This is a genomic window from Extensimonas soli, from assembly GCF_029211265.1.
GTDB lineage: Bacteria > Pseudomonadota > Gammaproteobacteria > Burkholderiales > Burkholderiaceae_C > Extensimonas > Extensimonas soli.
In genome coordinates, this window is the sequence record NZ_JARGEL010000013.1 from 337,906 (window position 1) to 356,810 (window position 18,905).

Consider the following 18,905-nt stretch of genomic DNA (forward strand, 5'->3'; position numbering starts at 1 on the left):
CAAAAGCAAGGGCTGGCAAAATGACTGGCACTATGACGGAGTTACAAAACATTCGACTGACGCAATTTGCGCATGGAGGTGGCTGCGGCTGCAAGATCGCGCCGGGCCTGCTCAGCGAGATTCTGGCACGTGCGCCGCAGGGCCTGGTGCCGCCCGAGCTGCTCGTGGGCACCGAAACCAGCGACGACGCGGCCGTGTACCGGCTGAACGCCGAGCAGGCGCTGGTGGCCACGACGGACTTTTTCACGCCCATTGTCGATGACCCTTACGACTTCGGCCGCATTGCCGCCACGAATGCGCTCTCCGACATCTACGCCATGGGCGCGCGCCCCATTTTGGCGCTCGCGCTCGTGGGCATGCCCATCGCCAAGTTGCCGCCCGAAGTCATTGGCCGCGTGCTTGAAGGCGGGGCGGCAGTGTGCCGCGACGCCGGCATCCCCATTGCGGGCGGGCATTCGATCGACGTGCTCGAGCCTATCTACGGCCTGGTCGCGCTGGGCCTGGTGCACCCCGGGCGCGTGCGCCGCAACGCCGATGCGCAGCCGGGTGACGTGCTCGTGCTGGGCAAACCGCTGGGCGTGGGCGTGCTGTCGGCCGCGCTCAAGCAAGGGCTGCTGGACGAAGCCGGGTACGCCGAGATGCTGCGCCACACCACACAGCTCAACCGCGTGGGCGCGGCGCTGGGCGAGCTCGCGGGCGTGCACGCGATGACCGACGTCACCGGCTTTGGTCTGGGCGGGCATTTGCTTGAAGTGTGCCGCGGCTCGGGCCTGTCGGCGCGCCTGCGTCTGGCGCAACTGCCCTTGATTGCCGCGGCCCAGGGCTTTGCCGCGCAAGGCGTGGTCACGGGCGCGTCGGGCCGCAACTGGGCATCGTACGGCGCGCAGGTGCAGTGGCCCGAAGCCGCCCCGCCATGGATGCGCCATTTGCTCACCGACCCGCAAACCAGCGGCGGCCTGCTCGTGAGCTGTGCGCCCGAGGCGCTGGGCGCGGTGCTGCAAGCCTTCCGCGAAGCAGGCTTTGCGCATGCCGCCGCCATCGGTGAAATGTACGAAAAAGCGCAAAACTCAGCGGTGGGTATTGAGTGTTCGCTCTGAATTCGTGAGCGCATGAGCCAGGCACACGCCTGCGCTCAAGCGGCGCGCGCAGGCGGTGGCGCTTCGAGCATGCGCGCCACGTAGCGCGCGATCAAGTCCACTTCAAGGTTCACACGCGCTCCGGCCTGCAGATACTGCAAGGCCGTGTTCTGCACCGTGTGCGGGATCAGGTTGATGCTGAGCTCGCAGCCCGTTGGCAGGTCGGCGGTGCGGTTCACGGTCAGGCTCACGCCGTTCACGGTGATCGAGCCCTTGTAGGCCAGATAGCGCGCGAGCTCCTGCGGCGCCAGGATGCGCAGCTCCCAGCTTTCGCCCACGGGCGCAAAGTGGCACACCTGCCCGATGCCATCGACGTGGCCCGAAACCAAATGGCCGCCGAGCCGGTCGTTGGCGCGCAGGGCTTTTTCGAGGTTCACGGGGCCCGGGGCGTCGAGCCCCGTGGTCTTGGCGAGCGATTCGGCCGAAACATCGACGCTGAACTGCTGCTGCGGCGCGTCCAGCGCGGTCACGGTCATGCAGGCGCCGTTGAGCGCAATGCTGTCGCCCAGGCCCACGTCGTCGAGGTAGTGCGCCGGGGTTGCGATGGTCAGGCGCTTGCCATGGGTGGGCGAGTCGCCCAGCGCTTGCACGGAGGTGATGCGGCCTAGGCCGGTGATGATGCCTGTGAACATGGGGAGGATTGTGGCAGGGTTTGGTGTGAACCATAGAGCCAGCATAGATGGGGAGAAACTGACGAGCGGCTACGGACAGGGCACCGGCGGACACACAACTGAACTTTTTGTCACCATAATTGCCATATGGATAAGCATCCTTCACAGCACCCTGCGGCACCGTTTGATGCGGGTTTTACGCTGATCGAGTTGATGGTAGCGATAGCAGTTGTTGCCATCCTCATCACTCTCGCTGCACCTTCGTTCAAGTCGATCATCCAGTCAAACGCCATCTCGAATGCTGTCAACACCTTCATGGCCGACATGCGCTACGCGCGCAGTGAGGCCATAAAGCGTGGGGGGCGGGTCATCATGTGCCGCAGCGATGCTCCTGAAGCTGCAAGTCCGGCGTGCGGATCCGGGTCAGGGCCAGGCGGTAATGGTTGGGTGAGTGGTTGGATCATTTTTTATGATCAAGATGGTAATGGCACCAGAACCGCAGCTTCCACGGATCCTGTTTTGCGCGTGCAGTCGCCGATTACATCTGTCGATTCCATCGTCGAAGCGAATTCCACCAAATTTCTTTTTTCGGGTACAGGTCGCTTGCAAAATTTGGCTTCAACTACTACTTTGCAATTTGGAGGTGGAAATTTTCCAAATACCACGCAGCGCGTAGTTTGTGTGAGTTTGTCTGGTCGCGTAAGAGTTGCCGGGGATGGGTACGCATCATGCTCCTGAAAAAGATGAACGATCAAACAAGGCAAGCACAATCCGGGGCTACGTTGATCGAGGTCTTGGTTGCGGTTGTCATTTTGGCATTTGGATTGCTTTCGCTGGGGGGTATGCTGTCATTTGCGGTCCAAATGCCTAAATTATCTGCTTATCGAGCGACCGCGACAAATCTGGCCGCAAGTTATGTGGAGCGTATTCGCGCAAATCCCAATGCATTTGTCAGTGGTTCATATGCCGTTGGTTTGTACGAGACATCCGACTGGTCTTTTGCCGATATTGCGCTGTCCGATTGCAATTACTCCAGTTGTACGGAGACTACGCTGGCCGCGATGGATGTCGCAGCTGTCCGGCGTGCAGTACGCCGCCAACTTCCCGCTGGAGACATGATCATGAAATGCGATCCAAATCCCTGTGTGCAAAATGGCTCTGGGGACTTATGGATAGTATGGCAGGAACCAAGTACTTTTGCCGCTCTTGATCCTGGGACTTCTGATAATTGCCCAGCAGAAGCAACTGCACTTTATACAAATCCGGCACCCCGGTGTCTTTATGTCAGATTCCGTGTGGAATGAAATGCACTCCATGAAACGCCAGGGTAATTTTCGGTTCCATGGCTATGTCAGGGGGTTCTCCCTGATAGAGTTGATGGTGTCCTTGACGATCGGACTCATCATCGTGATTTCCGTGATTTCTGCTTACCTCGGTTCTTCAAGTGCGGCGAGAATGGCGGAAGCGCAAGCACGCATGAACGAAGATGCGCAGGCTGCGCTGAGCATTTTGGCGCAACAGATCCGCATGGCCGGGGATAACCCTTTGCATGGAACGGACAGGAATTCGAGTTTCCGCTACAACCCGGTCTATAGTACGAGTTACGTTGGTGGCGCGACATTCACCTATCCAGGAACGTTGACCTTGCCTGGCACGTTTACATTGTCGAATTTTTCGATAAGAGGGTGTGATGGCAATTTCAGCAACATCACTGCCACGGCCACGCTTGATGGATTGGCTTGTGCTGGAACATCCACCTTGCCGGATTCAATCGCTGTCAATTATGAAGCTGACCAATTCAACACTGTGGCAACCAACGCAGGTGCGGCTACCGATTGTCTTGGCAATGCATTAGGAACGGTCACGGTAACATTTCCATCCGGTACAGCAACGACGGCAACCTATGCGGTGGCCGACAACCGCTTTTATCTTGGAACGCCCACTTCCGGATTGCCCAGTTTGTACTGCAAGGGCAATGGCGGCGCCAGTACGCCGCAGCCACTGGTGGAAAATGTGGAAGATTTGCAGTTTACCTATGGTACGGTGAGTGCGTCGAATACGTCAACGACAGCTACAGTGGCTGGCTATCTGAGCGCATATGACATCGTGAATGATGCCAACCTTTCAATCCTGCCCATTGAGCAGCGGTGGGGTAAGGTGCTTACGGTACGGATTTGCGTGCTCGTGCGCAGCGAGAACCCCGTTGCGCCAGATGCCAATGCCGCAAAATATGATGACTGTCAGGGCAATACCAATGTGACTGCACCGGATTTGCGGTTGCGCAGAGCTTATACCTCGACGGTGGTATTGCGTAATCGCCGACGTTAGTCTTGACATAGAAAATTTCTAATATGTGTTTTGCTTTGAGGCATTCATTCCGTCCGGCTTGCAAGCCATACCAACGTGGGGGACATACGTCTCGGCAGCGTGGTGTGGTATTGATTATTGCATTGATTTTACTGGTAGTTATCTCGCTGCTCGCGGTGACCAGCATACGCAATGTCGGTTCTTCTGAAAACGTGTCGGCCAATGTGCGTACCGGAGAACTCGCGACGCAGGCGGCGGAAATCGCCTTGCGACATTGTGAGGCATCTGCGATCAAGTTGGTACGTAATCTTGGTGGGGATACGACATCACCAGAAGCCATGTATGACGCGCAAGGTTTGGGCCAGGCGCAAATGCGTTGGAATACCACAGCCATTCAATGGCAGAGCGCGACGAATTGGGATACTTCCACGAGTGCTGCTTTCGTGCTTCCATCGACCCTGGTGGGGGGGACGGCGACATTCAAAAGGCCGCCTGAATGTATGGTGGAATCATTGACGGGGGTTACGCCGCCTGCAGGTGTACCAGCATCCTTCCTCATCACGGCCCGCGGTTTTGGGCCTGAAGTGCCCGCTGCCGACGCCAATCGCACCCGCCCCTTTGGCACTGTCGTATGGCTTCAATCAACGATAGATATTCAGTGAAAGGAATTCACGTGCAAAAGCGTTTTCCTCTTCCGGTGGCTACAAAGTCTCCTCGCTTTTTCAAGGGTTTGACCATGTACATGCCACCATATTTCGCCAGATGCACATCGGCCATATCGATTGCTCTGGCCTTGTTATTGGGTCTTATGGTGGCGTCTGTCCAGGCCGCATCCACCGACATCGCCGACGTACCCATGGCCGTTTCGAACATGGTCACGCCGAATGTGTTGGTGATATACGATAACTCCCAGTCCATGGATGCGTACATGGGCGGGACGCTGGTTTCCGGAAACGACCCCAATACCCGCGGCAACATTGGCCGATCCGTCATGCGCAATGCCATTACCACGTACCGATCTTCCTTCAACTGGGGCTTGATGACGTATGCCATGAGCGGGACACCGGCTTTGCGGAATACCTATGCGTATTATCTAGGTTCCAATGCTGGAATGGTATTCACGAATGATTGTGTGGGATTTGTGGCTGGTAATCCGCCGACGGTTGGGGTTTCCGCCAGCAATGGAGGGAGGAACTGCATCGCCAACCCACAGCCATTCTCGGGTGGGCTTTACGTTACCTACGATAAATCAGGGGATGATTTCGATATTCTGGATGTTTTATACACTACGGGCGTATATACAGGACTTTGGGGTCTGACTGCGGGCACCGGGACGAGTTATAATGTATATACTGGACATAATCTAGTGAATTCTTGGAATTCGGGTCAATTTACCGGTGGTCAGGGTACCTGGAGCTTTACACCTACGGATGCAGGTTATCTTTCAAATAATCCTCCGATCACTCGCCAGGTTTATATGCCGCGCGGCTGGGGATATATTGCAGATATAACGGGTGCGGGCGTATTGAATGAGCCTGTGGCTGCAGATTCGACAACACATTACAATAAACTGCAGTCTCTCCTGGGTAATGAAACCAATAGCGCTACGGGCGAAGTCAAGAACGGTGCGGTGTTTACGCCATTGCTGGGTTCATTGCAATCGTCCAAGACATATTTTTCTTCTTCCTTCGGCGGGAAGACCAGTCCGGTTCAATATTCCTGTCAGCAGAATTTCGTGATGTTGGTGACAGACGGTTTGCCTACAGGCGACACCAGCGGCAATCTGTATTCTGCGTCGGATCGTGCCAATACCTGCGTCTGGAGCACGAGCACCAATGCCTGTACGACAGGGAGTTTCGGTACTGCGGCGACCAATGCCATCAATGCGGCCAAAGATCTGCGCACGACGTCAGTTTCGGCGAAAACCTCTACCAATCCGGATGGCACTGGCAGCGTCACAGGTAAATACGATGTGCAAACGTATGTGGTCGCTTTGGGCGAAACGGTGGCCAATGCGAATGCGATGGCGGTGATGCACTCCATGGCCTACAACGGTGGTACGGGCAAGGCCATCCCGGCGAACGATGCGGTCTCGTTTCAGAATGCCATTACGCAGATTTCGGACGACATTACGGCCAAGGTGGGGGCGGCTGCAGCTGTCACGATGACCAGCCCTCGTGTGACTGCGACGGACAATGCGTCGTATGCCTCGAGCTATAACTCCGGCACCTGGACTGGAGATTTGTATGCCAATGCCGTGGATACAAGCACCGGGGTGCCCAGCAGTACGTCTTTGTGGAGCGCAGGCTCAGCCGGTGCGCAACTGGATTTGCGCACGTCTGGCGATCGCTTCATCGTGACGGCAACGGACAGCCCTGGAAGCACGGGCGGGGTGCAGTTTCAACCCACTTCGGCAAGCACTCCAACCAAATTGAGCGCTGCGCAGCAGACCTTGCTCAATACTCCCAGCGTGACGCCCGCAGATGGAGCCGCGGTGCTCGCTTATCTGCGTGGTGACCGTTCAGGTGAATCAGCGGGTACATACAGACCGCGGGCCCACCTGCTTGGGGATCTCATCAACAGCGAACCTGTGCTGGTGCGTGAACCCAATGCCAGTTACACGGATACCGGTTACGCCAGCTTCAAGACGAGCCAAGCTTCGCGCACCAGGGTGCTTTTTCAAGGGGCGAACGATGGCATGCTGCACGCGTTTCGGGCGGATACCGGCGCAGAAGCATGGGCCTATATTCCGAACATGGTCATGGGAAATTTGAATAATTTGAGTTCCAAGAACGGATTTGTTCATAAATATTATGTGGACGGCACACCAGTGACGGCAGACGTGGATTTCAATAATACCGATGGTGTTACCAGTGGTGGCGATTGGCGCACCATCCTCGTAGGCGGGTTGGCGAAGGGTGGGCGTGGTTATTACGCATTGAATGTAACAAACCCAGTGGCCAGCAGCGAGGCAGATGCGGCAGGCAAGGCCTTGTGGGAATTTCCGAACAGCATCTCTGACGCGACGGCGCGTACTGCTGCCACTAAAAACATGGGTTATTCTTTCGGAAAACCCATCATCGCCAAAACAACGGCCAAGGGATGGGTGGTTCTCGTGACCTCGGGTTATAACAATGGCACGAATGCTGGGGACAGTGGTGGTGATGGCCTGGGCCATTTGTTCGTTGTCAACCCGCGAAACGGGAACTTGATTGTTGATCTTGCGACCACCGGGTGTACCACTACGCCTGCGGCGAATCCATGCGGCTTGGCGCAAATCAGTGTTTCCATGGCCAGCGACAATACCATCGAGTATGTCTATGGTGGTGACCTGAAGGGTAACGTGTGGCGCTTTGACTTGACGGGGTCGTTATCATCGAGCTGGTCTGTGGCAAAATTTGCGACACTCAAGGATGCCAGCAACGTGGTTCAACCCATTACCACGGCACCGACATTGAAAAAGCTCAGTGACGGGACGCGCATGGTGCTGGTAGGTACGGGCGAATATCTTGGTAACTCGGACGTCTCCACGACCCAGGCGCAGACCATGTATGGGCTCAAGGATTCGTTGACTACTATTCCAGACCCATTGCGTTCCAGCTTGGTACAGCAGACGGTGACTACTTCGGGTTCAACCCGTACTGTCTCCAGTAATTTGGTAGATTACACCACCAAGAAAGGTTGGTATATTGATCTGCCTACTTCAGGAGAACGTATCAACACTCAGCCCTCCGCGTATTTGACGAATGTGGTGTTTACAACGAATATTCCGAGCAGTACCAAATGCGATCCAGGTGGAAGCAGTTGGGAGTACGTCGTCAAGGCGCAGACCGGCGGTGTAGCCGATTATGCGACTACTGGGGCTGTTTCTGGGATATTTCTTGGCAATGTGTTGGCCAGTGCCCCGGTTCTCTTTCAATTGCCCAATGGTGATTGGCGCACTATCGTACATACATCCGCGCCGCTTTCTACTGCGCCAGGCGGCAGTTTTCGAGGTGGAGGTGGCGGTGGATGTATTTTGGGTCCGAATAATACGCTTATCTGCAGCCCTCCAGCCCCGCCTATATTGCCAAGTAACGTAAAGAGAACCTGGCGCCAGATTTATCTTTATCAATAAATTAAAAATATCTTGTCGTTGCAAAATGGCGAAGAGGTTTGAAATGCGCGCACTTCGTTTGTCCTTACTGATTATTTTTTCTTTGTTTTCCTGGATTCAGGTTGCGTCTGCTGTGACGCTGCCCGGAGAAAGTGCTGCAAATCCCTACGATGTAAATTCAGTTGGGATCGTGGAACGTGGTGGAGTCGTGGATGCGGTTGATTTCTCCAAGAGAATATTGGTCGTGGATGGGGTGAATTACCATTTCCAGGCAATGCCAGTCGTGGTGCATCTTCGATCTGGGATTGGGGATGAAAAATCTCTGAAGCCTCGAATGACGATTCGCTTCACTACATCACGCAACAACCATTCTGCACAGGATCAGATTCAGGAAATCTGGGTGACTGGATACAGGCCAAAACCTGTTTTGAAATGATTTTGTGTCGGGAGTATGTGGAATGTCCTTTTTTTTGCCTTGTATGGAAAAGTCATATCGTTTGAGGCTCAAAGGTTTTACCCTGATTGAACTCATGATCACCATAGCCATCGTTGCAATTCTCGCAGCGGTTGCTTTGCCGGCTTATACCAGTTACGTGGCGCGTGCGCGGCGGGCGGATGCACGCACCCAGTTGATGCAGGTTGCACAGTTCATGCAACGGTTTTATGCAGCAAACGATAGCTATAGTACGGATCGCAGCAATAATAGCGTGGCGGCCGATATCCCCGCGAACTTGACGGTTTCGCCATCCGATGGAACGGCGATTTATCAGCTCAACACCAGCATCACTAGTGTGGGGAGCCCTACGTTCACGGTAACCGTGAATGCTTACACTCTGACAATGGCTCCGATTTCTGGCAGACAGGCAGCTACCGACGAGTGCGGCATTTTTTCCCTTACCTCGACAGGAGTAAGAGGGGTTATAGTGGGTGGCGTTGCCGGCAATGCTGCCTTGCGCGACAAGTGCTGGAAATGAGTGTGCGTTTTGCCCTTGCGGAATGACACTTTTATCGGCGGCGCGTTCGTTTTCCCCGCAAAACGCTGGCATTTGACTAAATTTCGAGTCGATGGGGCCGCTCTGTCACTCGCATTGATGATGGTCGTGGTGCCTGCCATGGGCGCGCGGCATGAAGCGCCTCTGCAAGATACCCTCAAATCCGCGGGTGTGGCTTTTTTTGTTTTGACGGCAGCTTTCCTTTATTTTTGGCGCCTGCGTGTCCTGGGGGCAAAGACCGTCCAATGGCATGGTTTGTTGATTTTTCCAACGACTTTGGCGTTTTATGCGTTGGGCAGCATGGTTTGGTCGCATGCCTACCTTGGGGGCGTGGAGGCAATTCGCTGGCTCATGTTTGGCCTGATCGTGTTTTTAGGCATGAACGTCTGGACGATCAGGCGGGTTGCCTTGCTTGCCTGGGGCATTCATCTTGGTGCCGTCCTGGCCTCACTATGGGCAGCGTTGCAGTTCTGGTATGACTGGCAATTTTTTGCCCAGGGTCCGAACCCTGCATCGACTTTCGTCAATCGCAACTTTTTTGCGGAATTCGTGGTTTGCACTTTGCCGTTTTCTGTTTTGCTGCTGACCCGAGTGCGCGACAAGACATCGGTTTTTTTGCTGGCGTTTTCTTTGGCTTTCAACGTCGTGGCCCTGATGATGGCGGGAACACGATCTGCCTTGCTGGGGCTTGCGTTGCTGACGGTTTTGCTGCCCATTTTGGTGGTGCGCTATCGTCATGGGGTGGTTTCGGTCGGGTGGAGCATGGGGCGTGGATTGGCGCTCGCTGGCGTGTTGGGGGCTTCGGTTTTTGCGCTTGGTAGCATACCTACGGCAAATGCTTCATTGATAGTGGGGGTGCACAGAGACAGCGCTATTGAGCGTGCTGTCAAGCGTTCCATCTCGATGGCGGATGCGGATGAATACCGCAGCGGATCGTTTTCCATTCGGGCGCGGCTGTGGCGGGCGACCGGGAGGATGATCCAGGCCAACCCATTCTTGGGTGTGGGTGCGGGTGCATGGGAAGTGCACATTCCGCGTTACCAGGAAGCCGGCAGCCAACTCGAGACCGATTATTACGCCCACAATGAATTTTTGCAGCTGCTCGCCGAGTATGGCGTATTCGGAGTAGCTGTGCTGGCCGGTTTATTGGCCTATTTGGGGTGGGCGGCTTATCGCACCCTGCACATTTCCGGGGCAACTGCTGCTGGGGCCAGCGAAGCGCTTTTGCGTGCGTTGACATTGTCCAGTTTGCTGGTTTTCTTCCTGGTCAGCAATGCAGGATTTCCCTGGCGCATGGCGGGTACTGGTGCTTTGTTTGCTTTGAGTTTATCCGTTCTAGCAGCATCGGATGTGAGGCTTGAATACCTGCCTCGCTGGTGCGTGCGCTTGGGGGTCTGGAAGGAAGGTCTTGTCGTTTTCTTCCTGTGCATCACGGCAATTTGTAGTGGAGTCGCCATATACATCGCGAAGCAGGCTATCGAATGTGAAACCAAACTGATCGAGGCCACCAAAATTGCTCTGACCATCGCGAAATCCGGCTATCCGAATGACCCGCGCTGGCAGCCATTGAAGACGCAAATGCTGCAATTGCTGCGTGAAGGCATCTCCATCAATCCGCACTATCGCAAACTCACCCCGATCGCTGCCGATGCCATGGCAGGTTGGGGCGACTGGAAGAATGCTCTTTGGGTTTGGGAGTCCGTCCTTTCTTCGCGGCCTTACGTAGTGGTCTTGCTTGCGAATGTGGCGCGTGCGCACGTTTACGCGGGGGACTACGCCAAGGCACAGGAATATCTGCAACGCGCGCAAGCGCTGCAGCCTGCGGCGCCGTCGCTGCTTTCGTTGGAAGTCATTCTGTTGAGCAAGACCGGCCGCGAGCAGCAGGCCGCCGTGCGCGCCATGGAATTACTGAAAAAGGGTTTTGTCGATCCGGACCTTGTGCAGGCCGCCTATACCCTGGGAATACGCAATCAGGATTGGACTTTATCTATCCAGGCATTGCAGGCGGGCATCAGCGCATGGCCGGCACGTGCGATGGATGGTTGGATGAAACTGGGGAATATCTATAGTTCTCCTTCTGTGCATGAGGAAGAAAAGGCCTTGCAGGCTTATCGGGCCGCGCTGGCTGCAGCACCCCCGGTCATGCGAGAGAAGGTGTGGGCAGAGATCCCTTCAGCGTATCGGTCAAGGCTGCAGGAATCAACGGCGGTACGCTGAATTGCTGGGCCAGGTGTCAAAGAGGGTTGTGATGGCAGCAGGTGCCTTGTCTTTTATCCCGCCTCCCATGCTCGAGGCACTCGCCCTGGCGCAGCAGGGCTTGCTGCGCACGTCTCCGAACCCGCGCGTGGGCTGTGTGCTGGTGGATACGCAGGGGCGCATGATTGGGCGGGGCTCCACGCAACGGGCGGGCGGGCCGCATGCGGAGATCATGGCGCTGCGCGATGCCCTGGCGCAGGGGCATTCGACGCGAGGGGCGACGGCTTACGTCACGCTGGAGCCGTGCGCGCACCAGGGGCGCACGGGGCCGTGTTGCGATGCCTTGACCGAGGCTGGCATTGCCAAAGTGGTGGCGTCAATCACCGATCCCAATCCGCGTGTGGCAGGGCAGGGCTTTGCGCGATTGCGTGCTGCGGGCGTGCAGGTGGAGGTCGGCCCTGGTGCAGAAGCTGCGCGCGAGCTCAACCTGGGGTTTTTCAGCCGCATGGTGCGCAAGACGCCTTGGGTGCGCATGAAGGTGGCGGCATCGCTCGATGGTGTCACGGCGCTGCCCAATGGGGCGAGTCAGTGGATCACTTCGCCCGAGGCGCGCCGCGACGGCCATGCCTGGCGGGCACGGGCCTGCGCCGTGCTCACGGGCATAGGGACGGTGCTGGCCGACGATCCGCGGCTCGATGTGCGCGAGGTGCCCACGGAGCGGCAGCCTGCGCTGGTACTGGTGGACAGCGCCTTGCAGGTGCCGCTGGATGCATCGATTTTCATAGCTGATCGTGGTGCCTACATCTTCACTGCAAGCCAAAATGATGCAAAAAAACAGGCACTGGAGGAGCGTGGGGTGCAGGTCATCACGTTGCCCGATGCGCACGGCAAGGTGGACTTGGCGGCCATGCTGACGGACCTTGCGCTGCGTGCCGAGGTGAATGAGCTGCACGTCGAGGCGGGCTACAAGCTCAACGGGTCCTTGCTGCGCGCCGGGTTGGTCGATGAGTTGCTGGTGTATCTGGCGCCCAAGCTCCTAGGCGCAGGCGCCGGGATGGCACAACTGGGTGAACTGACCGCCCTGGCGCAGGCGCAGGAGCTCGAATTTAAGGCGCAGGATCGAGTCGGACCAGACCTTCGCGTTTTGGCGCGCATTCGCGGGCGAGACCGTTTTTAGCGGCCTGCTGGCCCGGTTCACTTGTGCGTGTACCCCAAACACGCCCCCGCATTCGGCATGCCGCGGCATTCGCGGTACAGGCGGCGGTCGCGCTCGGCGGTGGTTTCTTCGCTGGGGCTGCGCTGGTGGGTGATGCGCACGCTGTGGTTTTTCTTGCGTGCCGTGCTGGTGTTGCCCACGCTGGTCGTCGCGTCGCCCGAACTGGATTTTTTGCTCGCGGCGAGAGCCGCCTGGGGCAGGGCACTGAGGCTCAAAGCAAAACACAAGGCAAAAAGGGCATTTCTCGAGGAACAGCGTGCGTGACGTGCTATATCTTTTGCAGGTTTATGCGTGGTAGAGGACATGGGCATTCCAAAAAGTTGAGTGTGAAGTGTGAATGGCAACCGATAGGATAGAGGACTGTTCCACTGCACATACTGCCATGCGCCAAGCCGTTTTGAACCTCGAAGAATCCCGTATCCGTGAAGTGGCCAACGCCGGCCTGGGGCGCAGCGACGTGCTGGCGTTCTGGTTTGGCGAGAGTGACGAGGGCACGCCCGAGGTGGTGCGCCAGGCGGCCGTAGCCTCGATAGAGCGGGGCGAGACGTTTTATTCGCACAACCTGGGCCTGCCCGAGTTGCGCGCAGAGATCGCCGCGTACATGAGCGAGCTGCATCGTCCCGTGGCGCCCGAGCGCGTCGTCGTGACTTCGGGCGGCGTGAATGCGCTGATGCTGGCCGTGCAGGCGCTCGTCGATGCGGGCGACGAGGTGGTCGCCGTGACGCCCGTGTGGCCCAACTTGACGGCGCAGCCGCAGATCATGGGCGCGCGCCTGCAGTGCGTGCCGCTGCGCCCGCAGCCGGGGGGCGCGTGGGCGCTCGACCTGGATGCCTTGCTGGCCGCGATCACGCCGCGCACGCGCTTGCTGATCCTGAACGCACCGAACAATCCCACGGGCTGGACTTTGCGCCCCGAGGAGCAGCGCGCCATCCTCGCGCATTGCCGCCGCACGGGCACCTGGATTCTGGCCGACGAGGTGTACGAGCGCCTGTATTACGCGCCCTCGCCAAAGGCTTGCGCGCCGAGCTTCCTCGACCTGGCCGAGCCCGACGACCGGCTGGTGGTGGTGCACAGCTTTTCCAAGAGCTTTTTGATGACGGGTTGGCGCCTGGGCTGGCTGGTGCTGCCGCCTGCCGCGGTGCACCACGTGGGCAAGCTGGTGGAATTCAACACTTCGTGCACGAGCGTGTTCACGCAGCGCGCGGGCATCGCGGCGCTGCAGCACGCCGACGCCATCACGCCGCGCGTGGTGGCGCACCTGCGCAAGTGCCGCGATACGCTGCTGCCTTTGCTGCAGGCGCTACCGGGCGTGGAAGTGGCCACGCCGCTGGGCGGCATGTACGCGTTTTTTCGCCTGCACGGGCACGACGATTCCCTCGCCACGGCCAAGCGCCTGGTCACCGAGGCTGGGCTGGGCCTGGCCCCGGGCAACGCCTTCGGCCCCGAGGCCCAAGGCTGGCTGCGCTGGTGCTTCGCTTCGCACGATCCAGCGCGTTTGGTGCAGGGGGTGGAGCGGTTGAAGGGGTGGCTGCAAGTGCAAGGGGGTGCCGGTGTGAATGGTTCGCGCGGCAGGCCGGAACGCTGATCCGCGTGATTTCTGCACGAGACATGCACCGAAAAGAGAGGCTCATCTATGACGATCCACCAGCCGATCATTGTGCGTTGCGGTCTTCGTCGTCGGCATCTTGGCGCACTGAGGGCAGTTGCTTGAGTAATTCCGGTAGCGCTGTCTGCACGGTGTCCCACACCACATCGAGGTTGATGTCGAAGTAGCCGTGGGCGATGCGGTTGCGCATACCGCGCATATTGCGCCACGGCACTTGCCCGTGTGCCTGAGCGAACTCGGCATAGCCATCCATCACCTTCGTGACAGCCTCGCCGATGACGATGAGGCTCATGATGACGGCCTGCTGGGTTCGCTTGTCCTCAAGGAAATCCTCTTTGGCCAAGCCCTCTACGAAGCCGCACGCATCGGCTGCGGCCTGCTGTATGTGGTCGAGGTAGTCGGGCAGGCGGTTTTCACTCATACCGGCTGCGCCTCCGCGAGCACCTTGGCTCGGAACTTCGGCGGCAAATCGGTCGGGGTCAGCACATCGACGTGAATGCCGAGCAGTGATTCCAGTTCATCTTGCAAGCCGCCCAGGTCGAACAGTGTTGCGCCAGGCAGCGCATCGACCAGCAGATCAATGTCGCTGCCGTCCTGGTCGGTGCCATGCAGCACCGAGCCGAAGACGCGCGGGTTCGCTGTGCGGAAGCGGCTTACCGCTTCGCGCACTGCACTTCGCTTCATGTCAAGCACAACGGATGGTCGCATGGGCATCCTTTCTTATCGAAACTTATCGAAACTCGTTGAACCCAGAGGGTAAGGGGGCCAAAGGGGACATTACTACTTTGGGCCCACGCAGGCAATGGGCCAGCGCATTGGGCCGCTATAATCCACAGGTTTTGCATGGTGCAAAACGCACGCCGCGTGGCTCGTTCCGGCCGCTGGCGCAAGTTCAAACCCGGGTTGCAAGGGCTGTTGCCCATCGTCTGCGCCCGATTCTTTCAGGAAAACCCATGATCGCATCTTCCATCAAGGCCGAAGTCATTCAGGCCAACGCCCGTGCTGCCAACGACACCGGCAGCCCCGAGGTTCAAGTCGCGCTGCTCACTGCGCGCATCAACGAACTCACCCCGCACTTCAAGACCCACGCCAAGGACCACCATGGCCGTCGCGGTCTGCTGCGCATGGTGAGCCGCCGCCGCAAGCTGCTCGACTACCTCAAGGCCAAGGACGCCGACCGCTACACCGCGCTGATCGCCAAGCTGGGGCTGCGCAAGTAATTCGTATCGTATGCATCGAACGCCTGGGTTAGTCATGCGCTAGCTCAGGCGTTTTTTGCTTCGGAGCCACACTGCAGAGCGAAGCTGTGTCATTCCAATGGCCTTGGCCCGGCGCCGGGCGGGCAGGGTCACTGGAATGGCATCGTGTTCTGAATGAGGCTCTGGCGCTTGATGGATATGCGCTTTTAGCTATTTAATTTGGAGCACTTATGAGTCTGTTCAACAAAATCACCAAGTCCTTTCAGTGGGGCGAGCACCAGGTCACGCTGGAGACGGGCGAGATCGCCCGCCAGGCCACCGGCGCCGTGCTGGTCAACATGGACGATACCGTGGTGCTGGCCACGGTGGCCGCGTCCAAGTCGTCCAAGCCGGGACAGGACTTTTTTCCGCTCACGGTGGATTACATCGAAAAAGCCTATGCCGCGGGCAAGATTCCGGGCAGCTTTTTCAAGCGCGAGGCCAAGCCCAGCGAGTACGAAACGCTCACGAGCCGCTTGATCGACCGCCCGATCCGTCCGCTGTTCCCTGAGGGCTTTTTCAACGAGGTGCACGTGGTCGTGCACACCCTTTCGCTGAACCCCGAGGTCGATGCCGACATTCCCGCGTTGCTTGCCACGAGTGCGGCGCTGGCCATCTCGGGCATCCCGTTCAACGGCCCGATCGGTGCCGCGCGCGTGGGCTATGTCAACGGCGCCTATGTGCTCAACCCCGGTCAGACGGTGCGCAAGCAAAGCCAGCTCGACCTGGTCGTGGCCGGCACCGAAGCAGCCGTGCTCATGGTCGAGTCCGAGGCGCAGCAGTTGTCTGAAGAGATCATGCTCGGCGCCGTGGTGTTCGGCCACGAGCAGGGCAACATCGCCATCAATGCCATCCATGAGCTCGTGCGCGAAGCCGGCAAGCCGCTGTGGGACTGGCAGCCGCCGCAGCGCGACGAGGCCCTGATCGCCAAGGTGACCGAATTTGGCGAAGAGCGCCTGCGCGCCGCCTACCAGATCCGCAACAAGCAGGCGCGCACCCAGGCCTGCCGCGAGACCTACGCCGTGGTCATGGCCGATTTGCGCGAAGCCGGGCTGGAATTCGACCCGGTGAAGGTCGAGGGCCTGCTGTTCGAGATCGAGGCGCGCATCGTGCGCAGCCAGATCCTCGCGGGCGAGCCGCGCATCGACGGGCGCGACACGCGCACCGTGCGCCCGATCGAAATCCGCACTTCGGTGCTGCCGCGCACGCACGGCTCGGCGCTGTTCACGCGTGGCGAGACGCAGGCGCTGGCCGTGGCCACGCTGGGCACCGAGCGCGACGCGCAGCGCATCGACGCGCTGCTGGGCGAGTACGAAGACCGCTTCATGCTGCACTACAACATGCCGCCGTTTGCCACCGGCGAAGTCGGGCGCATGGGCAGCACCAAGCGCCGCGAGATCGGCCACGGCCGCCTGGCCAAGCGCGCGCTCACGGCCGTGCTGCCCGCGAAGGACGAATTTCCCTACACCATGCGGGTGGTGTCCGAAATCACCGAGTCGAATGGTTCCTCGTCCATGGCCTCGGTCTGCGGCGGCTGTCTCGCCTTGATGGACGCGGGCGTGCCGCTGAGGGCGCATGTTGCCGGCATCGCCATGGGCCTGATCAAGGAAGACAACCGCTTTGCCGTGCTGACCGACATCCTCGGGGACGAGGACCACCTCGGCGACATGGACTTCAAGGTGGCAGGCACCACGGGCGGCATCACGGCGCTGCAGATGGACATCAAGATCCAGGGCATCACCAAAGAGATCATGCAAGTGGCGCTGGCGCAGGCCAAGGAAGCGCGCATGCACATCCTGGGCAAGATGCAGGGCGCCATGGCGGGCGCCAATACCGAGGTCAGCAGCTTTGCGCCCAAGCTCTTCACCATGAAGATCAACCCCGAGAAGATCCGCGACGTGATCGGCAAGGGCGGCGCCGTGATTCGCGCGCTGACCGAGGAAACCGGCACGCAGATCGACATCGCCGAAGACGGCACCATCACCATCGCCGCGACCGACAGCGCCAAGGCCGAGGAGGCCAAGCGCCGCATCGAGCAGCTCACGGCCGAGGTCGAGGTGGGCCGGGTCTATGAAGGGCCAGTGGTCAAGATTCTGGACTTCGGCGCGCTGGTCAACCTGCTGCCGGGCAAGGACGGGCTGCTGCACATCAGCCAGATCGCCAACGAGCGCGTCGAACGCGTGAGCGACTACCTCAGCGAGGGCCAGATCGTGAAGGTCAAGGTGCTTGAGACCGACGACAAAGGGCGCGTCAAGCTGTCGATGCGGGCGCTCCTTGACCGGCCCGCCGCAGACAATGGCGAGCGCTCCGAGCGCGGAGAACGCGCTGAGCGAGGCGAACGTGGCGAACGCCGTGAGGGCGGTCGTGGTGCCGGCCGTGCGCCTGCGCCGCAAGCTGCGAGCGAAGGCGAGCCATCCGAAGAAGTTTGAGCTTTTCGCTCATCTTATAAGAGCTGCTAGCGCTTGATTAATAAGCGTTAGCAGCATTTTTCATCCATACAAAATTGCTATGGTTTTTGTATGCGTGTCGTAGAAATTTCCGCGTTTGGCAAGCCTGAAGTGCTGCGTCTGGCCGAACGTCCGCAGCCCCAGCCGGGGCCGGGCGAGGCGCTGATCCATGTGCGTGCGAGCGGTGTCAACCGGCCCGACGTGCTGCAGCGCAAAGGGCATTACCCGCCGCCGCCCGGCGCGTCCGATCTGCCGGGCCTCGAAGTCGCAGGCGTGATCGAAGCGGGTGACCCCGCCGCGCTGGCCGAAGCGGGTTTCAAAGTGGGCGACCGCGTGTGCGCCCTGGTCGCCGGTGGGGGTTACGCTGAATACTGCGTCGCGCCCGTGGCGCAGTGCCTGCCCGTGCCCGAGGGCTTGAGCGACGCGCAGGCGGCCTCCTTGCCCGAGACGTTTTTTACCGTGTGGAGCAACGTGTTCGACCGTGGTCGCCTGCAAGCCGGCGAAACCCTGCTCGTGCAAGGCGGCACGAGCGGCATAGGCGTCACGGCGATCCAGCTCGCGCGCGCTTTCGGCGCCACGGTGATCGCCACCGCAGGCAGCGCGCAAAAATGCCAGGCCTGCCTTGAGCTGGGCGCGAGCCACGCGATCGATTACAAGCAGCAGGACTTCGCCGCCGAGTGCCTGCGCCTCACGCAAGGCAAGGGCGCGGACGTGATCCTCGACATCGTTGCGGGCGATTACGTCGCGCGCGAGGTCGAATGCCTGGCCGAGGATGGGCGCTTGCTCATCATCGCCGTGCAAGGCGGCAGCAAAAGCAGTTTCGATGCCTCCCTGGTGCTGCGCCGGCGGCTCGTCATCACGGGCTCCACGCTGCGCCCGCGCCCTGTGGCGTTCAAGGGCGCGATTGCGCGCGCACTGCGCGAGCGCGTCTGGCCGCTCATCGCTGCGGGCAAGATTCGCCCCGTCGTGCACCGCGCTTTCCCGGCAGAGGAGGCCGCGCAAGCGCATGCACTGATGGAGTCCAACCAACATATCGGCAAGATCGTTTTGACGTGGTGAA

19 protein-coding genes are annotated in these 18,905 nt (G+C 59.2%); 14 read left to right on the forward strand and 5 right to left on the reverse strand.

Going from position 1 to position 18,905, the window contains the following annotated elements; translation table 11 throughout:
• Window positions 1–32: 32 nt before the first annotated feature.
• Window positions 33–1,097 (forward strand): selenide, water dikinase SelD, encoded by a 1,065-nt coding sequence (selD, locus tag PYV55_RS05660; protein WP_275849707.1) that lies wholly within the window; start codon window positions 33–35, stop codon window positions 1,095–1,097.
• 35 nt (window positions 1,098–1,132) lie between these two features.
• Here selD and PYV55_RS05665 read toward each other — a convergent pair whose 3' ends face one another.
• Window positions 1,133–1,768: a riboflavin synthase gene (locus PYV55_RS05665; protein ID WP_275849708.1), complete on the reverse strand. Its 636-nt coding sequence runs from the start codon at window positions 1,766–1,768 to the stop codon at window positions 1,133–1,135.
• 126 nt (window positions 1,769–1,894) lie between these two features.
• Between PYV55_RS05665 and PYV55_RS05670 the strand changes: the two genes are divergently transcribed.
• The 4 genes from PYV55_RS05670 (at window position 1,895) to PYV55_RS05685 (ending at window position 4,716) form a co-directional block, all read left to right on the forward strand.
• A complete protein-coding gene (locus tag PYV55_RS05670; RefSeq protein ID WP_275849709.1) occupies window positions 1,895–2,485 on the forward strand; it encodes a GspH/FimT family pseudopilin in 591 nt (196 codons plus the stop codon).
• The gene (gene pilV / locus PYV55_RS05675; RefSeq protein ID WP_275849710.1) at window positions 2,476–3,051 is read left to right on the forward strand and encodes a type IV pilus modification protein PilV; all 576 of its coding nucleotides are present in this window, start codon (window positions 2,476–2,478) and stop codon (window positions 3,049–3,051) included. The genes PYV55_RS05670 and pilV overlap by 10 nt, the downstream gene beginning before the upstream one ends.
• A 10-nt stretch (window positions 3,052–3,061) precedes the next feature.
• Window positions 3,062–4,075, forward strand: coding sequence for a PilW family protein (locus PYV55_RS05680; protein WP_275849711.1), 1,014 nt, complete (start codon window positions 3,062–3,064; stop codon window positions 4,073–4,075).
• 104 nt (window positions 4,076–4,179) lie between these two features.
• The gene (locus PYV55_RS05685; RefSeq protein ID WP_275849712.1) at window positions 4,180–4,716 is read left to right on the forward strand and encodes a pilus assembly PilX family protein; all 537 of its coding nucleotides are present in this window, start codon (window positions 4,180–4,182) and stop codon (window positions 4,714–4,716) included.
• Between the two features lie 7 nt (window positions 4,717–4,723).
• On the opposite strand, the gene PYV55_RS05690 is transcribed toward PYV55_RS05685, so the two are convergent.
• On the reverse strand, window positions 4,724–4,927 hold the full coding sequence (locus PYV55_RS05690) for a hypothetical protein (protein WP_275849713.1): 204 nt from the start codon (window positions 4,925–4,927) through the stop codon (window positions 4,724–4,726).
• On the opposite strand from PYV55_RS05690, the gene PYV55_RS05695 reads away from it, so the two are divergent.
• The 5 genes from PYV55_RS05695 to ribD all read left to right on the forward strand — a co-directional run bounded on the left by PYV55_RS05695 (window position 4,911) and on the right by ribD (window position 12,515).
• Window positions 4,911–8,171 carry a pilus assembly protein gene (locus PYV55_RS05695; protein ID WP_275849714.1) on the forward strand — a complete coding sequence of 1,087 codons (3,261 nt, stop codon included), beginning with the start codon at window positions 4,911–4,913 and terminating at the stop codon, window positions 8,169–8,171. The two genes, PYV55_RS05690 and PYV55_RS05695, sit on opposite strands and share 17 nt — an antisense overlap.
• A gap of 43 nt (window positions 8,172–8,214) precedes the next feature.
• Window positions 8,215–8,586, forward strand: coding sequence for a hypothetical protein (locus PYV55_RS05700; RefSeq protein WP_275849715.1), 372 nt, complete (start codon window positions 8,215–8,217; stop codon window positions 8,584–8,586).
• 22 nt (window positions 8,587–8,608) lie between these two features.
• Window positions 8,609–9,124, forward strand: a complete 516-nt coding sequence (locus PYV55_RS05705) for a type IV pilin protein (protein ID WP_275849716.1) — start codon at window positions 8,609–8,611, stop codon at window positions 9,122–9,124.
• A 15-nt stretch (window positions 9,125–9,139) separates the two neighbouring features.
• On the forward strand, window positions 9,140–11,359 hold the full coding sequence (locus PYV55_RS05710; RefSeq protein WP_275849717.1) for an O-antigen ligase family protein: 2,220 nt from the start codon (window positions 9,140–9,142) through the stop codon (window positions 11,357–11,359).
• A 67-nt stretch (window positions 11,360–11,426) separates the two neighbouring features.
• Complete coding sequence (ribD, locus tag PYV55_RS05715; RefSeq protein WP_275849718.1) at window positions 11,427–12,515, forward strand: bifunctional diaminohydroxyphosphoribosylaminopyrimidine deaminase/5-amino-6-(5-phosphoribosylamino)uracil reductase RibD; 1,089 nt, start codon at window positions 11,427–11,429, stop codon at window positions 12,513–12,515.
• Between the two features lie 17 nt (window positions 12,516–12,532).
• Here ribD and PYV55_RS05720 read toward each other — a convergent pair whose 3' ends face one another.
• Complete coding sequence (locus PYV55_RS05720; protein ID WP_345803587.1) at window positions 12,533–12,769, reverse strand: hypothetical protein; 237 nt, start codon at window positions 12,767–12,769, stop codon at window positions 12,533–12,535.
• Window positions 12,770–12,891: 122 nt separating this feature from the next.
• Between PYV55_RS05720 and PYV55_RS05725 the strand changes: the two genes are divergently transcribed.
• Window positions 12,892–14,139 (forward strand): pyridoxal phosphate-dependent aminotransferase, encoded by a 1,248-nt coding sequence (locus PYV55_RS05725; protein ID WP_275849720.1) that lies wholly within the window; start codon window positions 12,892–12,894, stop codon window positions 14,137–14,139.
• Between the two features lie 67 nt (window positions 14,140–14,206).
• On the opposite strand, the gene PYV55_RS05730 is transcribed toward PYV55_RS05725, so the two are convergent.
• Both PYV55_RS05730 and PYV55_RS05735 read right to left on the reverse strand, forming a co-directional pair.
• Entirely contained in the window at window positions 14,207–14,581 is a 375-nt protein-coding gene (locus PYV55_RS05730; protein WP_275849721.1) for a HepT-like ribonuclease domain-containing protein, read from the reverse strand.
• A complete protein-coding gene (locus PYV55_RS05735) occupies window positions 14,578–14,868 on the reverse strand; it encodes a nucleotidyltransferase family protein (protein ID WP_275849722.1) in 291 nt (96 codons plus the stop codon). The genes PYV55_RS05730 and PYV55_RS05735 overlap by 4 nt, the downstream gene beginning before the upstream one ends.
• Window positions 14,869–15,113: 245 nt before the next feature.
• Here PYV55_RS05735 and rpsO point away from each other — a divergent pair, with 245 nt between their 5' ends.
• From rpsO to PYV55_RS05750, 3 genes are all read left to right on the forward strand, one after another.
• Window positions 15,114–15,380 carry a 30S ribosomal protein S15 gene (gene rpsO, locus PYV55_RS05740; RefSeq protein ID WP_275849723.1) on the forward strand — a complete coding sequence of 89 codons (267 nt, stop codon included), beginning with the start codon at window positions 15,114–15,116 and terminating at the stop codon, window positions 15,378–15,380.
• 209 nt (window positions 15,381–15,589) lie between these two features.
• Complete coding sequence (gene pnp / locus PYV55_RS05745) at window positions 15,590–17,827, forward strand: polyribonucleotide nucleotidyltransferase (protein ID WP_275849724.1); 2,238 nt, start codon at window positions 15,590–15,592, stop codon at window positions 17,825–17,827.
• Window positions 17,828–17,917: 90 nt separating this feature from the next.
• Window positions 17,918–18,904 carry an NAD(P)H-quinone oxidoreductase gene (locus tag PYV55_RS05750; RefSeq protein ID WP_275849725.1) on the forward strand — a complete coding sequence of 329 codons (987 nt, stop codon included), beginning with the start codon at window positions 17,918–17,920 and terminating at the stop codon, window positions 18,902–18,904.
• Window position 18,905: the final 1 nt, after the last annotated feature.

Excerpts from the sequence above, each read along its gene's own strand:
- PYV55_RS05670 (WP_275849709.1), top strand. The coding sequence starts at position 1,895 with ATGGATAAGCATCCTTCACAGCACCCTGCGGCACCGTTTGATGCGGGT.
- PYV55_RS05665 (WP_275849708.1), bottom strand. The coding sequence starts at position 1,768 with ATGTTCACAGGCATCATCACCGGCCTAGGCCGCATCACCTCCGTGCAA.
- PYV55_RS05700 (WP_275849715.1), top strand. The coding sequence starts at position 8,215 with ATGCGCGCACTTCGTTTGTCCTTACTGATTATTTTTTCTTTGTTTTCC.
- PYV55_RS05695 (WP_275849714.1), top strand. The coding sequence starts at position 4,911 with ATGGCCGTTTCGAACATGGTCACGCCGAATGTGTTGGTGATATACGAT.
- PYV55_RS05750 (WP_275849725.1), top strand. The coding sequence starts at position 17,918 with ATGCGTGTCGTAGAAATTTCCGCGTTTGGCAAGCCTGAAGTGCTGCGT.
- pnp (WP_275849724.1), top strand. The coding sequence starts at position 15,590 with ATGAGTCTGTTCAACAAAATCACCAAGTCCTTTCAGTGGGGCGAGCAC.
- PYV55_RS05735 (WP_275849722.1), bottom strand. The coding sequence starts at position 14,868 with ATGCGACCATCCGTTGTGCTTGACATGAAGCGAAGTGCAGTGCGCGAA.
- PYV55_RS05725 (WP_275849720.1), top strand. The coding sequence starts at position 12,892 with ATGGCAACCGATAGGATAGAGGACTGTTCCACTGCACATACTGCCATG.
- pilV (WP_275849710.1), top strand. The coding sequence starts at position 2,476 with ATGCTCCTGAAAAAGATGAACGATCAAACAAGGCAAGCACAATCCGGG.
- PYV55_RS05680 (WP_275849711.1), top strand. The coding sequence starts at position 3,062 with ATGAAACGCCAGGGTAATTTTCGGTTCCATGGCTATGTCAGGGGGTTC.
- selD (WP_275849707.1), top strand. The coding sequence starts at position 33 with ATGACGGAGTTACAAAACATTCGACTGACGCAATTTGCGCATGGAGGT.
- PYV55_RS05690 (WP_275849713.1), bottom strand. The coding sequence starts at position 4,927 with ATGTTCGAAACGGCCATGGGTACGTCGGCGATGTCGGTGGATGCGGCC.
- PYV55_RS05705 (WP_275849716.1), top strand. The coding sequence starts at position 8,609 with ATGTCCTTTTTTTTGCCTTGTATGGAAAAGTCATATCGTTTGAGGCTC.
- PYV55_RS05730 (WP_275849721.1), bottom strand. The coding sequence starts at position 14,581 with ATGAGTGAAAACCGCCTGCCCGACTACCTCGACCACATACAGCAGGCC.
- rpsO (WP_275849723.1), top strand. The coding sequence starts at position 15,114 with ATGATCGCATCTTCCATCAAGGCCGAAGTCATTCAGGCCAACGCCCGT.
- ribD (WP_275849718.1), top strand. The coding sequence starts at position 11,427 with ATGCTCGAGGCACTCGCCCTGGCGCAGCAGGGCTTGCTGCGCACGTCT.